This is a genomic window from Brevibacterium sp. FME37, assembly GCF_014897485.1.
Taxonomy (GTDB): Bacteria; Actinomycetota; Actinomycetes; order Actinomycetales; family Brevibacteriaceae; genus Brevibacterium.
In genome coordinates, this window is the sequence record NZ_JABUYE010000003.1 from 22371 (window position 1) to 36322 (window position 13952).

A 13952-nucleotide genomic window follows, 5' to 3' on the forward strand; every position below is an offset into this window, starting at 1 on the left:
GAACAATGACTACGATCTCCACTGCAAGCAACCAACCGTCCACACTCGACCCAGTAACGTTCGAAGTGCTCAAGAATGCTTTCGCCACCAGCGTTGACCTCATGAGCGAACAGATCCTGCGTACCTGCTACTCCTTCGTCATCTACTCTCGTGACTTCTCCTCCGCACTCTGTGACAAATACGGCAACACTGTGATGCAGGGCAGTGCGGACATCGCGGTCCACGTCGGGACACTTCATTTCCAATGCAAAGCGGTATTGGAAGAGTTCGGCAATGACATCAATCCCGGTGACGTCTTCCTCATCAACGATCCCTATCGCGGCGGCACGCACTTCAATGATGTCAGCTTCATTCGGCCAATCTTCTCCGAGGACGAGATCATCGGCTATGCGCAGAACAAGGGGCATTGGGCAGACATCGGTGGATCCGTTCCCGGTTCGTTCGATGTCTCCGCCAGTGAGCACTTCGGCGAAGGTCTGCGAATCACACCGTTGCGAGTGTGGCACAAGGGGCGGTTCCTCCACGACGTGGCGCAGCTGCTCGTGTCGAACACACGCGCTCCCGATCAGGCGCTCGGCGATCTCAACGCCCAGGCCGAGGCGACCGCAGTGTGCGAGCGCGAGGTCCTCCGGCTCGTCGACAAATATTCGAAGAATACCGTGCTCGACGCGATGCAGGAGACGCAGGACTACGTGTGCCGGACAGTCGTTGCCAGTCTGGGCGACCTCCCGCAGGGTGAGTGGGAGACCGTGGATTACTTGGACGGAGATCCGGCTAAGGGAGAGGGGCTGGCTCCAATCAGGGTCAAGCTCACACTGGATGGCAAGGGTATCCATTACGATCTCACCGGTTCTGCTGAGGCCGTCTCCACCTTCCTCAATTCTGGCTACGGCACTACGTACTCCGCGATCTATGCCGGCACGAAGACCTTCTTCCCCGAGGTACCCCTCAACTCTGGCTTCTATGAGGCGGTGACGGCAGACATCGGCGAGGAAGGCACCGTGGTCAACGCCGGCTGGCCACACGCAGTGACCGGGTTCTGTTCGGGGCCGTATGAAAAAGTCATGAACGCGATCTTCGAACTCTGGTCGCACATCATGCCGGAACGAGCCATGGCCTGTGCCTTCAATCTCGAGTATCTGCTCGTCGGTGGCCATGACAGCCGAGTGAAGTCGAACCCGTACTTCATGTGGTACGACTGGATGGCAGGCGGCTGGGGCGGCCGGTCGACGAAGGACGGATCGTCCGCAACCTCACCGGTCTTCGGCACGGGTCTCGCTGTGCAGCCAGTCGAGGGACAGGAACGGCTCACTCCTGTGATCACCACACAGCACTCGATCAACACCGATTCGGGTGGGCCGGGCAGATTCCGTGGAGGCTGCGGCGTCAACAAGGGCGGCATCCTCACCGACGCTGCTGGTGCCGTGATGAGCTATTGCTGTGACCGCGGACGTTCCACGACCTGGGGCATCAACGGCGGACTCCCTTCTATCCCGCACGGCGTCTGGCTGAACCCGTCGTCTGAGGATTCTAAGTATCTGGGCGCCACGTTCTCAAACGTCTCCATCTCCCCTGGCGATACGTTCGAGAGGCCCAGCGCTGGTGGTGGCGGCTTCGGCGATCCGCTCGAGCGCCCGAGCGCCGAGGTACTCGAGGACGTCATCGACGGCTACGTCTCCATTGATCGCGCCGCGAAGGACTACGGCGTCGTCATCGAAGAGATCGATGCCGAACTCGACGAATACGAGATCGATGAGACAGCTTCGACGAAAATGCGTGCACAGATTCGTTCCGAACGTGCATCGTGGATCGATTCCGATCCCGCCGAGGTGGCCCGTCGTTATCGCGACAGTGAAATCACGGTCCATGACGTCGTCCGGAAGTACGGAGTCGTTCTTGACTGGGGTACCGGTGAATTGCTGCCGAAGTCGACAGGTCAGTTCCGGGAGAGCATGCGGTCTCGTTCAGCTTCGTACTGGGGCTGAGTCACGAACCACAGAATCACATCGCGTCCCGCGACACTGCATGGTGTCGCGGGACGCCTATTTGGCGTCCTATCGGTTCATTCTGTGGACACAAATTCTGCATGCTGATCTTCGTCCCGACTCACACGGCCGGAGCACCTTTCTCGGCGAGATGTTCGATGAGCGGCCAGGTGAACTTGGATCGGTTCAGCGCATACTCGTTGTCCGCGGATTCGAGCGCTCGCGACTGCCAATGCGCCCAGTTCATGCATAAGCGCATCAGAGATAGTTCACCGACGAGTTCAAGCTCAGGAGCCGTCGGCTCGATGATCGAACGGTATCCGTCAATGACAGCACCAAACGCTCGCTCCGGATCGTTTTGTCGCAGCATTGCATACGCTGCAGAGACTGCTAGATCTGAAATCCGTGGAGCATGAACTGCATCGTTGAAGTCGATGACCCCGGCCACCTCGGTGCCAGTCCTGTCGAGTACGACATTGGCATCGTGAAGGTCGTGATGGACGACGGCCCAGGGCAGGTCATCTAATCGAGGTAAGATTTCTTGCTCGAATCGATCTGCGATTGCCCGAATGGTGCGAATCTGCGACTCGGCTGCAACTCCCGGCTGCGATTTCTGAGAGTCTTCGAGTGCGGCCAATGAGTGCCTGACTTCTTGGGGGCCCCGGTGGAGCATCCACTCGTGCTGAGCAATCTGCGGCGGCATTCGCACCGTTGAGAGAGCTCGGGTCAGCCGCGCTGAGGCTTCGCCGAGCGAGCGAAGAAGAGAGAGGTCGATGTCTCCCGAGGTATCTCTCTCGTTCATCAGATTCCCGGAGATCCAGGTGACCACACGGACGAGGAACCGGTCAGTTCGCACATGTTTCCGGCCGTCCGACGTCAGCATCACGGTTGGCGTTCGAAAGTTCACCTCACTGCTTCTGGTCGCAGCATCGAGCACGGTCTCCTGCCATCGGACCGCCTCGGCGCCGAGGTCGGGAGCACTCACCTTTGCCAGCAATAGTCCGTGTTCCGGATCGTCAAAGCGGATGTTGCTGTCGTACTCGCCCTTGTACAGTTTCGGATTGCGCACACGGAATCCATAGTTGCGTTCGACCGCAGCGAACACTTCGGCGATGTCGGCACCTCCTGCGGGACGCCCCAACTCGCCCGCCTCACTCACCATCACGGCTATCTGCAGCGGACGATTTCGAATTCTCCAAATCTTCGAGCCGGGACAGTGCCCGGCCGAAGGCGAGCGCCAATTCCTTCAGCTGATCGTCGGTGATGACCAGCGGAGGACGAATCTTGAGAATGGTTCCGGCGCTTCCCGTGGAGCTCACGAGAACTCTTTCTGCATAGAGCAATTCAACCATGGCCTGTGCTCGACGTGCCGCTGCAGCTGTCGAGACTGCGTTCGGCTCAGTCACGGGCCTGAGTTCGAAGTCGACTCCGACCATGAGTCCATTCTGGCGAACCGTCGCTGGTACCGACGAGCGGGCTATCGCGTCGACAAGGCAATCTTTAAGCACCGCGCCACCCTCATTCGCTCTCGTAGTCAGAGCCCCGGATTCGAGTTCGGCGAGGACCACTTCAGCGGCGGCGATCGGAACCGCGGTCCCCGCAAACGTATTGAAATAGCGCTGCTCGGCACCAAAGCTGTCGAAGATTTCGTGTGATCCGAGCACAGCAGATACAGGGATCCCATTTCCCATCGGCTTGCCCAGGGCGACGAGGTCAGGGACGACGTCGAGACGTTCAAACCCCCAGTTCGCGCCCGTCCGCCCGAATCCGGACTGCACTTCGTCGGCAATGTAGAAACCGCCGAGTTCATGTACGGTTCTCACCGTCTGCTCGAGAGATCTGGGCTCGAGGATTCCATCACTGGTCACAGCCGAATCCAGAATGAAGGCTCCGAACGGATGCCCACGGCCAGCCAAATGACCCGCCGCGTCCCGGATTGTGGCTGCGAGTAACTCGTCGAAATCAGGGGCATCCCAGGCAGGAAGCTCCACACCTTCAACATGGTCACCTGTGGCCGAACCCGCCAGACTCGGCGAAACTGTCGCCACCGCCGCGGTCGTACCGTGATAGGCATGGCGGGTGACGATCACTCCATCACGACCCGTCGCATGTGCTGCCAGACGCAGCGCGAGGTCATTTGCCTCGGAGCCGCTGCAGGCGAAGACGACCGATTCGAGAGAGTCCGGGAATGTCGCGACGAGGCGTTGCGCATAGTCGACGATCCCCTTGTCCACGTAGCGCGTGTGGACATTTGCTCGTCCCAGCTGTGCCTCGACTGCGAGTCTCACCTGGGGCGCAGAATGTCCGAGAACAGGAACATTGTTGTAGGCGTCGAGGTAGTTGTTTCCATTGACATCGGTGATGATGCACCCCGAGGCGGACTCGACGATGAGTGGAGTCGAATAGAAGGTCCGATAGGTCCCGCCCAGAACGCATCCCCGCGCCTGAGCCAAAGTCTGATCTGCCATGGCACCTCTTCATCGTCGAATTCGCGGAAACCACTCTGGCTCTCGCCCTAACCTCCGCCAGCTCCACTCTAAATGGGCTCGGGCCGAGGCAGAAGTGTTTCCCAGATCGCGGAAGGAAGAGGGTGCTGCTCCCATCTACCGAGCTACCTCATTGGCAACGCGATTGCCCACGCCGATCCCCTGGTTACTGCGGTGCTGCGCAATCTCCAGACGCGGAGGGCCGCCGTTGCGGCGAAAGAGAATGCCACTCGGTCAACGTTTTGCGCTTCGGAAGGCAGTGGGTTCGTCAGGCCACCTGACGAACCCACTGCCTTTCACTACTCCACTCGTCCAATCGAGCGCAGGCGTCGCTTCTTCGACCGCAGCGCCAGCAGCCCATCAACAACGAGGAACCCGATCAGGCTGATCCCCACCATCGGCAGGAACCACCCGATTCCCACGGCCGCGACCGCCACTGCAACAAACGCCCACCAGGGAGCCGCCGCCAGCGCACCTCGAACCGGTGCCCGTCCGAACCTCCTGGTCGGATCATGCTTCGGTCGCCGCTGCCACCACATCACGTAACCCCATACGACCATCGAAGCGATCCCAACTGCGAGCACAACGAGCACGATCTGGTTGGCCAGGCCGAACATGGACCCCATGTGCAGGTCGATGCCCCACCGGGCAAGTTTCGAGACCAGCCCATAGTCGGAGAAGTCGACACGGTCGGTGATCTCCATGGTCTCGGCGTCGATTGCCACAGCGTCGATCTCGGTAGGAAAGCTGCGTTGGATCTCTTGGACCACCCACGCCGAGTCCTCATCGGCGGGCGGCAAGATCTCGACGAGTCCGGTGTTGACGTTGACGTCCTGCGCCATCGCCAGCATCATGTCGAAGTCCGCCGGATCGGGCCCGGAAGCCTCGGCCTCATCGGCCTGCCCTGTGTGCCCGGCATGGCCCTCATGCCCCGAGCCACCGGCGTGGCCTTCGTGCTCGGCGTGGCTGTCCCTTCCGCCTCCGTTCCCCGTACCCGCGGCAGACTCCCCGCCGAGCTCCGTGGAAACCGCAGGCGTCGACCAGTCCAGCGCCGCGCGCAGCTTCGTTACGTTATCCCCACCCAATTGCGACCAGGTGATCCCGGTTGCGGACAGGAACAGCATCCCGATCGCGGCCCACACTCCGACCGAGGCGTGCCAGGAGAAGGTGCGTCGAAGGCCCTTGTGTTTCCGCGACGGCCGCAGCAGTGACGATGCCTTCCGCGCCCGACGAGCACGGAGCACCCACAGACACAATCCCGCGACGGCGATGATGCCCAGCCAGGACGCGGCGAGTTCACTGTAGTACCGCCCGAAGTCGCCGAGGTGAAGGCTGCGATGCAGCTGATCGACCCAGGTTCTCAACGGCAGGGATCCCGAGGTCCCGTACACGGTCAGGTCACCCTTCACCTCGGCGGTGGCGGGATCGATGAAGATCGCCCGGGACTCGCTCTCGCCCAGGTTCGGGTCATCGAACATCACCCGGGTCGTCGTCCCGGGCTCCGGTGCCGGGCGCACCGCACTGATAGTCTCCCCTCCCCCGGTGTAGGCCGTCGCGGCCGTGACCTGATCGGCCAACGGCAGGGCGGGATCGCTCGCCGAGGCGGTGAGTTCATCGGCGTAGACGAGCTGTTCGATCTCAGGGCTGATCGCATACAGGGCGCCGCTGAGTGCGGCGATGAGGATGAAGGGGCCGACGAAGATGCCGGCATAGAAGTGCAGCCGGCGCAGAAGCTGGGTGAACCACCTGGACCCTGGTGCCCTGCTCACGTCAGGGACGCTGGGGCTGTCGGGATGCCGGCCTTCAGAACTGCTGGAGTGCCGACTGCCGGCACTGTCGAGTTTGGGGCTGCTTGGTTTGGGGCTGCCGCCCGAGGCTTCGGGCAGGGGCGAAGAAGGAATGGTCATGGTGAAGCTTTCTGTGAAGAATGGTCAGCAAAGCCCACACCAGCGTCGATTCGCTGATGCGGGGGTGATGAGTGTCAGAAAGCTGGTTGTGGTGGTCCGCGCCGAAGGACCGGTGAACGGAGGACCCCCAGGGTACGGGGAACCACCTCGGCGATGGCAGGTTGAGATAGCGGGCCATCGGGAATGCTGCGGATGACGGCGAGGACCGGCACGAGCGCGCGGATGACCAGGCGGGCGAACTCGGCCAGTGCGGCCGGCAGCTGCTCGGCCCAGTAGATCATCGCGATGGTGAGCATGGCCGCGACAAGGTGGGCCAGGAGCATCGGCAGTGAGGCGTGGGAGTGCATCGCCTGACTCGGGGCCACGGAGTCAGCCATCGGACCCGGCATCAGTCCGCCGGCTCCCCCATGGTGCATACCGTGCCGTTCGATGGCGTTGACCGCCCCCGGCGCCGAGGCGGTGGGGGCGAACACCGAGAACAGAAGGTGGAACAGAGCCTGGCTGGCTGAGACCGAAACACAGAGTCGCCACAGCGAGAGTCGCCGTCCGGCGAGGAGAACACAGACGAGGATCGAGAGCACCAGCGGAACGATGAGCCCCATGATGGTGGGCAGTGAGCCGCCGCCGATGACGTGGGAGGTCAGAGCCACGAAGGTCGCGAATGACGCGGCCGCACTGCCTCTCAGGGCACGCCGCTGTCGGGCCTCCATCTTCACACGACTATTCTCACACGATTGCCTCACCCTGAGGGCCTCTGGACCAGGCAGTGAACCATTGGTGCAGCACTTGTATGGATACCACCCCCGCAGAAATCACAAGAAGTCGATGCTCACCCCGGTCATCCTCAGCCTCCTCGCCGACCATCAAGAGACTCCAGGACTCGGGACTTCTGGCCAGCGCAGACACAAGCGCCCCGCGGACCGGGGCCAAGCGCAAGAAACTCTCGCTGACGACACTCGGCGAAGCATTCCTGGCAGGGGCCTCCGAGAGCGTCGTCGACCTGTCGAACCCGACGATTGGGAGCAACAACCCCGGCCCCATGTAAGGTAGTGGACACGAGATCGTGACCGTGATCACTACTCCGAGGATGACTCTCATGGACGAAGAGCAGACCCCGAACGACCGCCCGGACGGCCCCAGCGCCGAGGGCAACACAACCGATGAAGCGCCGCCCAAGTGGAGGCTCCTGGGGCCTGGCCTCATCGTCGCAGCCACCGGAATCGGCGCAGGCGACCTGGTCGCCACCCTCGTCGCCGGTTCCAAATTCGGATATGCCCTGCTCTGGGCGGTCATCGCGGGCGTGGTCATCAAGATCTTCCTCGTCGAGGGTGCCGGACGGTGGTCGCTGGCGACAGGACATTCGATCTTCGAAGGCTGGCGCAGACTCGGCGTATGGACGTCGATCTACTTCGGCCCCTACATCCTGGTCTGGGGGTTCGTCTACGGCGCAACGGCGATGTCCGCGTCTGCATTGCCGATCTACACCGTGTTCCCGCAGATCCCCTTCATCGTCTACGCGATCTTCTCCGGGCTCGTCGGCGCCGCCCTCGTCTGGGTGGGCAGATACCACACGCTCGAAAAGCTCGTCGCCTTCTTCGTCGGTCTGATGTTCGTCACGGTGGTGGGCTCCGCCGCATTCGCTGCGCCGAATCTCCTGGAAGCAGTCAAAGGACTCGTTCCTCTCATTCCCAAGGGCGGCCTCATCAATACTCTGAGCATCGCCGGCGGGGTCGGCGGTACGATCACGCTCGCCGCCTACGGCTACTGGCTCAAGGAGAAGGGCTGGTACCAGCCGAAGTGGATGCGCGTCATGCGCATCGACAACACTGTCGCCTACGTGCTCTCCGGCGTTTTCGTCGTCTCGATGCTCATCATCGGCGCCGAGCTCCTGTACTCGGCGAACATCGCCATCGACGCCGGAGACGAAGGCCTCGTCCAGCTCTCCGACGTCCTCACCGATCGCTACGGCGGATTCGTCGGCAACCTCTTCCTCCTCGGATTCTGGGCGGCCTCGTTCTCCTCCGTCCTCGGCGTGTGGAACGGTGTATCGATCATGTTCGCCGACTTCTGGGGTCGGCTGCGGAAGAAGGATGAAGACCACCCTGATCGCGCCTCGGGCGGAAAGTACTACAAGTTCTACGTCCTCTGGCTCACCTTCCCACCGATGCTGCTGCTCCTGCTCGGAAAACCAGTGAGCATCATCATCGCCTACGGCGTGCTCGGATCGTTCTTCATGCCCTTCCTCGCCATCACCCTCTTACTGCTCCTCAACGGTCGGCACATGCCGAAGGGGTGGCGCAACGGCTGGGTGCTCAACATCATCCTCGGACTCATCGCCGCGATGTTCCTCGCCCTCGGCGTCAACGAGCTCATCGGAGCGTTCTCACCGAGCTGAGCCGGCCGAGGCCGGCCGCCGGCCCGGCGGCTCGGCAGTCCGACGGCCCGGCGGAACTCAGCTCACATTCGACGGCGCTTCGGCTGCACCTAGGCGATCCCTTCCGATGAACCACCCCACAATGAGTGCGGCGAATGGAACCGCAGCGAGACCGGCGCTCAATTGGGCGCTGCCGCCGGTGACAAGAGTGAAGTTCGACAGAACGAGGCCCATGCCGGCCAGAAGCCCCACGGAGGCAAATATCGGAATGAGAATCGTCCGCCACCTTCGACCGGCGCGGGCCGCAGGGTTGCGGACAAAGAAGACGATCACGGCGATCGAAGTCGACAACATGAGAACAGTCATCCCAACGGTCGCGACTCCAGCCATCGAACCGAAGACACCCACCAGCGGATCCACACCGAAGATGGCGAAGATTGCAACGAGGATGATGGCCGTCCCTGTCTGAACAAGGGAGGACACCGATGGGGAGTGATGTTTCGGATGCACCCTGGCGAGAGGTTTGGGCAGGACCCTCATTCCTGCCAACACGAACTGGTAGCGGGCGATCACGTTGTGGAAGGAGAGGACGCAGGCGAAGAGACTGGTGAGAAGCAGAACGTTGACAAGGTCCCGACCGACATGGCCCAACTGATCATTCGTTGTATCGAGCAGCATGTTCGCTTCACCATCGAGGGTCCGCTGCGCCACCTCGGCGATAGTGTCAGGGCCGATGGCCACGACGAATGCCCAGCAGGTGAAGGCATAGAACCCGCCGATGATGAGCACGGCGATGTAGGTGGCACGAGGAACAGTGCGCTCCGGTGACCGCGCCTCATTGCGGAAGACAGCCGTGGATTCGAAACCGATGAAACCGGTGAGGGCGAAGAGGATGGCAACGCCGATGGCGCCGTCGAGGAACGTGTCTGGGGCAAACGACTCGACCGTGATCCCGGCCGGGCCGGGGTTGATGAGAATGGCGAAGTCCAAGACGAGGACGATCCCGATCTCCGCCACGAGCGCAACACCGAGGACCTTTGCGCTGAGATCGATATGACGATATCCGAGGAATGCGACGATCGCCAGGGTGAACAGGGCATAGAGGGGCCACGGGATGGACGGTCCGCCGTAGAAGCGCACGGTGTCATCGATCGCCCATCCGATGTACCCGTAGATGCCGGCCTGGATTGCCGTGTAGGCGACAAGGGCCACGACAGCGATGCCCATTCCCGCCCGTTTGCCGAGTCCGAGCGTCACATAGGAGAAGAAGGCCCCGGCCTCACGAACATGAGGGGTCATCGTGACGAATCCGACCGAGAAGAGGAGCAGGATCAAGGCCGCAATGAGGAATCCGACGGGAGCACCCGCCCCGTTGCCGAGTCCGATCCCCAGCGGCATATTGCCACCGATGACCGTCAGTGGTGCTGCCGCGGCGACAACCATGAAGACGATGCCCATGGTTCCCAGTCGACCCGTCAGCTGTGCCGGTTGATGGGTGTTCTTCGAATCGGTGCTTCCCATGGCAACCTCCTAGATGCTCAATGGTTGATTCGATTCAGCATTCGGTCAGTTGGCCATGGCTGTCTTCAGCAGGTCATGGTCGATGGCATGTGCTGTGATTCCGGTCGGCCCAGTGACGGTTTCAGCGGACACGAGGCAGTTGAGAATGGCCTCCTCTGTCGCTTCGATCACGAGGTCGAAGAAGCTGGTCATGAGCTGCGGAGCGATCATCGACAGCTCGACCGTTGCCCGCTCGACCTGCGGGTTCTCGTCCCACAGATAAGGCGGGATGCCACGATTTCCAGTCGAGAATGCGAGCATCAGGTCACCGCTGTACTGCTCACCGGTCCCGCCCATTCGGCCGACCCCAAGCGCGGCGCGCTGGGCCAGTCGGGTGCATTGATGCGGGAGCAGGGGCGCATCGGTGGCAACGATGACGACGATCGATCCCGATCCACGTTCGAAACTGGTCGGGGCGTCCGGAGTTGGGGCCACTTCGGCGCCGATGCGTCGCCCGACCGGAACACCCTCAACGCTCAGTCGCTCTCGCCTGCCGTGGTTCGCCTGCACGAACACCCCCACCGTGTAGCTGCTGGCGGCGGTGTCGAGGACGCGGGACGACGTTCCCGATCCACCCTTGAATTCGTGGCAGATCATCCCGGTGCCGCCGCCCATATTGCCTTCCGCCGGCAACTCGGATGAGGCGGTACGCAGTGCGTCGAACACGTGCTCCTCACGAACATGATGACCATTGATGTCATTGAGCAACCCGTCATAGGTCTCCGCTACGACAGGCAGGCACCAGTACGGTCCCGGACCTCGGTGTGCCACCTGCTCCTTGACCAGCGCATCGCGAACCAGTCCGACGCTGTGAGTGTTGGTCAGGGCGATCGGCGACGTCAATTCTCCGGCCTCCCTGATCCATTCGAGTCCGGTCATCTCACCGCTGCCGTTGAGCCGATGAGCTCCGGCGAAGACGGGCTCCGTCCAGATGTCCTCGTGAGGGATGATCGTCGTCACTCCGGTGTTCACGGTCGCCTTCTCCCCATCGGAGGGGGCTCCCCCGAGGGTGGCATAACCGAGCTTGACCCCGGGCACATCGGTGATTGCATTGAGCGTGCCGGTCCGATGGGTGCCGACCACAATGCCGAGATCACGAGCTCTCACAATTATCCTCCAGTTATTTTCCTATTGTGAAAATAATGGCTGAATGTGGCGTGGAGCACAACCCCTCGACCGGAATTTCATTGCGCAGTCGGTAACCTGGAGACTCAGCAGCCGAACGAGGAGAGCGGGGAGGCACAATGGCGCGGCCTATCACTCAAGCGCAACGTCGGGAGGATATCCTCCGGGCAGCGATCTCACTCGTCGGGGAGACGGATCTTGCACAGCTGAGCCTCGCCCAGGTGGCAGACAGGCTCGGCGTGACCTCCAATGCGATCAGGTACTACTACTCCGACATCGAGAGTCTCACCGCCGAACTCGCGGCGCGTTCAAACGTCCGCTTCTACGAAGACCGCCTCACGCTCATCGACACGATCGCCGAACACGAGAAGAAGCTGGTAGCCGTGATCGAGGCCGGATTGCCAACAGGCCCCGAGGACGCTGAATGGCGAGTCATCTGGATGGCAATTCTCGATGCGGGCTTCGATCTCAAGAACCGATCCGATGTTCAAGCCATCTACCATCGCCAAGTCGGTCTCTACGAGTCCCTCCTTGCGGCGGGCGCTCGCGCGGGCGACTTCGACCTGCAGCAGGAAGCACGAGACATTGCGATGACCCTGATGTCGATGGAGGACTATCTGGGCTATCGCATCGCCGCTCGGGATCCGCTCATATCCCGAACGACGGCGCTGCACCTCATGAAGGACTTCGTCAGGGTCTCTGTCAGACCGCAGTCACTTGAACACTGGCTCCAGAGCGGTCAAACGCGGCACCGAGGCTCCTAGCCGCCTGGCGTCTCTGAGAACGTCGCGGGGATAGATGCTCGTCATGTCGTAGCTGCCGTGCCCGCTGTCGATCACCTGCTCCATGAGATAGCTGAAGTCATTGTTCCCGCCGAGCACCTTCTGTAAGCCGAAGGCGATGAGTCCGGCCGGCAGTCGGCGCATGGCGGTTGCTCCCAGCCGCGGAGTCCCACCCTTCGCTTCGAGGACGGCGATCATCTCGCGAATCTGGAGCACCGACTCCTTGATGGCCGACCGCGATCGTGCGTATTGACTGAAGCCGCCCATGCGGAGGATTCCGACCATGATGGCGGCGTCGAGGATGAAGTGGAACCACAGCCAACTCCTGAAGTCCGCGACATCTGAGATCGAGAAGCCAGCGCCGGCGAAGAGCCTCCGCACCGCCTTGTGTCGCTCCGAGGGTACGTCGGAATCGATGAGGCCAAGGAAGACACTCTTGACCATGCCGCCGCGCAGAGTGCTGCCGTAGTACCCGCCACCGGCTCCAGGGAATCCCCACACGATCTGGTCCCGCGGAATGCCGGCTACCGCCTGTGTGGGCTCGACCCAGATGTTGTTGAAGACGAGTAGGGTCGCATCCCCGAGGCGCGGGGCGAGGAACTCAACCGCGCCGGCCAGCTGGTCGTGATTGACGCTGAGGATGACGAGGTCGTAATCGTTGTCAGCGCTGAGCTCCTCGCGCATCGTAATGGCCCAGCGTTGCCTGACCTGCCGATTGACCCGTCGCTGTCGCCCATCTCTGATCTCGAGGTCAACGTAGGGACCGAAGTCGGCCGATCGGCCGGGACGGACATAGAAGTCAACATCGTGGCCAGCCCTCTCCAGCGCCCAGCCGTACTGCGTCGCGATCACTCCGCGCCCGAACATGAGAATCTTCATCTGCATCCCTCTCTTCTCCGGCAGTGCGCCGGACAGTGACTCAACCTCCCTGAAACGGAAGGTGCTTTTCACTTAGACTAAGCAGGAAAGCGGAAGAGACATTCCGTATTTCTGGAAGTGAGAGAAGATATGGCCGAACCCACTCAGATCGACCGCTCAAGGCTGCGCTCGGATGCCGCCCGCAACCGCGATCGCATCATCACCGCCGCCCACGAGCTCTTTACGGAGCGCGGTATCGACGTGCCTATGACAGCGATCGCTCGTCGCGCAGAGGTTGGAGCGGCGACACTGTTCCGTCGTTTCGGCGACCGTCAGGCACTCATCGCTGAGGTCTTCGCCACTCAGTTCGACCGCTGCGAATCCGTCCTCGAAGAAGCGATCGCCGACCCCGATCCTTGGCATGGCTTCTGCACCCTCATCGAGGTGGTCTGCCGAATGCAGATCGAGGACCGCGGTTTCACTCAGGCGTTCCTCTCCGCGGCCGCCGACGGAGTCGACATCGCAGGTAAGCGCACGGAAGCTGAGGCGGGATTTGCACAGATCGTCCGTCGCGCTCAGAACTGCGGACAGCTCCGCCCCGACTTCGCTCCCAGCGACATCACGATGATTCTGCTCGCCAATGGCGGCCTCAGCCAAGCACCGGAAGAGCACGCCCCCGATCTCTCACGACGGCTCGTCGCCTACCTGCTGCGCATCTTCGCCACCGATGCCGCGCGCCCCCAGTCTCCTCTGCCGCGACCGAGCACCATGGGTCTGCACGAGGTCCTCCCCTCCGCGTGACCAGTCGGCGGTTACTCGGCAGGGACGGACACAGGTCGGCAGGGACGGGCACAGGTCGGCAGGAACCACGGCCG

General features: G+C 62.0%; 12 protein-coding genes. 5 read left to right on the forward strand and 7 right to left on the reverse strand.

Annotated features, from left to right (window positions below):
- Positions 1-5: 5 nt before the first annotated feature.
- Positions 6-1985: a hydantoinase B/oxoprolinase family protein gene (locus INT29_RS04235; RefSeq protein WP_193070823.1), complete on the forward strand. Its 1980-nt coding sequence runs from the start codon at positions 6-8 to the stop codon at positions 1983-1985.
- Positions 1986-2106: 121 nt separating this feature from the next.
- On the opposite strand, the gene INT29_RS04240 is transcribed toward INT29_RS04235, so the two are convergent.
- The 4 genes from INT29_RS04240 to INT29_RS04255 form a co-directional block, all read right to left on the reverse strand.
- The gene (locus tag INT29_RS04240) at positions 2107-3147 is read right to left on the reverse strand and encodes a phosphotransferase (RefSeq protein ID WP_193070824.1); all 1041 of its coding nucleotides are present in this window, start codon (positions 3145-3147) and stop codon (positions 2107-2109) included.
- Entirely contained in the window at positions 3137-4453 is a 1317-nt protein-coding gene (locus INT29_RS04245) for an aspartate aminotransferase family protein (protein WP_193070825.1), read from the reverse strand. The genes INT29_RS04240 and INT29_RS04245 overlap by 11 nt, the downstream gene beginning before the upstream one ends.
- Before the next feature lie 317 nt (positions 4454-4770).
- On the reverse strand, positions 4771-6378 hold the full coding sequence (locus INT29_RS04250) for a PepSY-associated TM helix domain-containing protein (RefSeq protein WP_193070826.1): 1608 nt from the start codon (positions 6376-6378) through the stop codon (positions 4771-4773).
- 74 nt (positions 6379-6452) lie between these two features.
- Positions 6453-7088: a hypothetical protein gene (locus tag INT29_RS04255; protein WP_193071086.1), complete on the reverse strand. Its 636-nt coding sequence runs from the start codon at positions 7086-7088 to the stop codon at positions 6453-6455.
- Between the two features lie 80 nt (positions 7089-7168).
- Between INT29_RS04255 and INT29_RS04260 the strand changes: the two genes are divergently transcribed.
- Positions 7169-7423: a hypothetical protein gene (locus INT29_RS04260; RefSeq protein WP_193070827.1), complete on the forward strand. Its 255-nt coding sequence runs from the start codon at positions 7169-7171 to the stop codon at positions 7421-7423.
- A gap of 51 nt (positions 7424-7474) precedes the next feature.
- Positions 7475-8773, forward strand: a complete 1299-nt coding sequence (locus INT29_RS04265; RefSeq protein ID WP_101570164.1) for an Nramp family divalent metal transporter — start codon at positions 7475-7477, stop codon at positions 8771-8773.
- Positions 8774-8830: 57 nt separating this feature from the next.
- Here the strand turns inward: INT29_RS04265 and INT29_RS04270 are convergent, their stop codons facing one another.
- On the reverse strand, positions 8831-10273 hold the full coding sequence (locus tag INT29_RS04270; RefSeq protein ID WP_193070828.1) for an APC family permease: 1443 nt from the start codon (positions 10271-10273) through the stop codon (positions 8831-8833).
- Positions 10274-10318: 45 nt separating this feature from the next.
- Entirely contained in the window at positions 10319-11419 is a 1101-nt protein-coding gene (locus tag INT29_RS04275; protein ID WP_193070829.1) for a P1 family peptidase, read from the reverse strand.
- Positions 11420-11556: 137 nt separating this feature from the next.
- Here INT29_RS04275 and INT29_RS04280 point away from each other — a divergent pair, with 137 nt between their 5' ends.
- Positions 11557-12201 (forward strand): TetR/AcrR family transcriptional regulator, encoded by a 645-nt coding sequence (locus INT29_RS04280; RefSeq protein WP_193070830.1) that lies wholly within the window; start codon positions 11557-11559, stop codon positions 12199-12201.
- Here INT29_RS04280 and INT29_RS04285 read toward each other — a convergent pair.
- Positions 12151-13098, reverse strand: coding sequence for a ketopantoate reductase family protein (locus INT29_RS04285; protein WP_193070831.1), 948 nt, complete (start codon positions 13096-13098; stop codon positions 12151-12153). The genes INT29_RS04280 and INT29_RS04285 overlap by 51 nt on opposite strands.
- A gap of 129 nt (positions 13099-13227) precedes the next feature.
- Here INT29_RS04285 and INT29_RS04290 point away from each other — a divergent pair, with 129 nt between their 5' ends.
- Entirely contained in the window at positions 13228-13878 is a 651-nt protein-coding gene (locus INT29_RS04290; protein ID WP_101570160.1) for a TetR/AcrR family transcriptional regulator, read from the forward strand.
- The last annotated feature ends 74 nt before the right edge of the window (positions 13879-13952 follow it).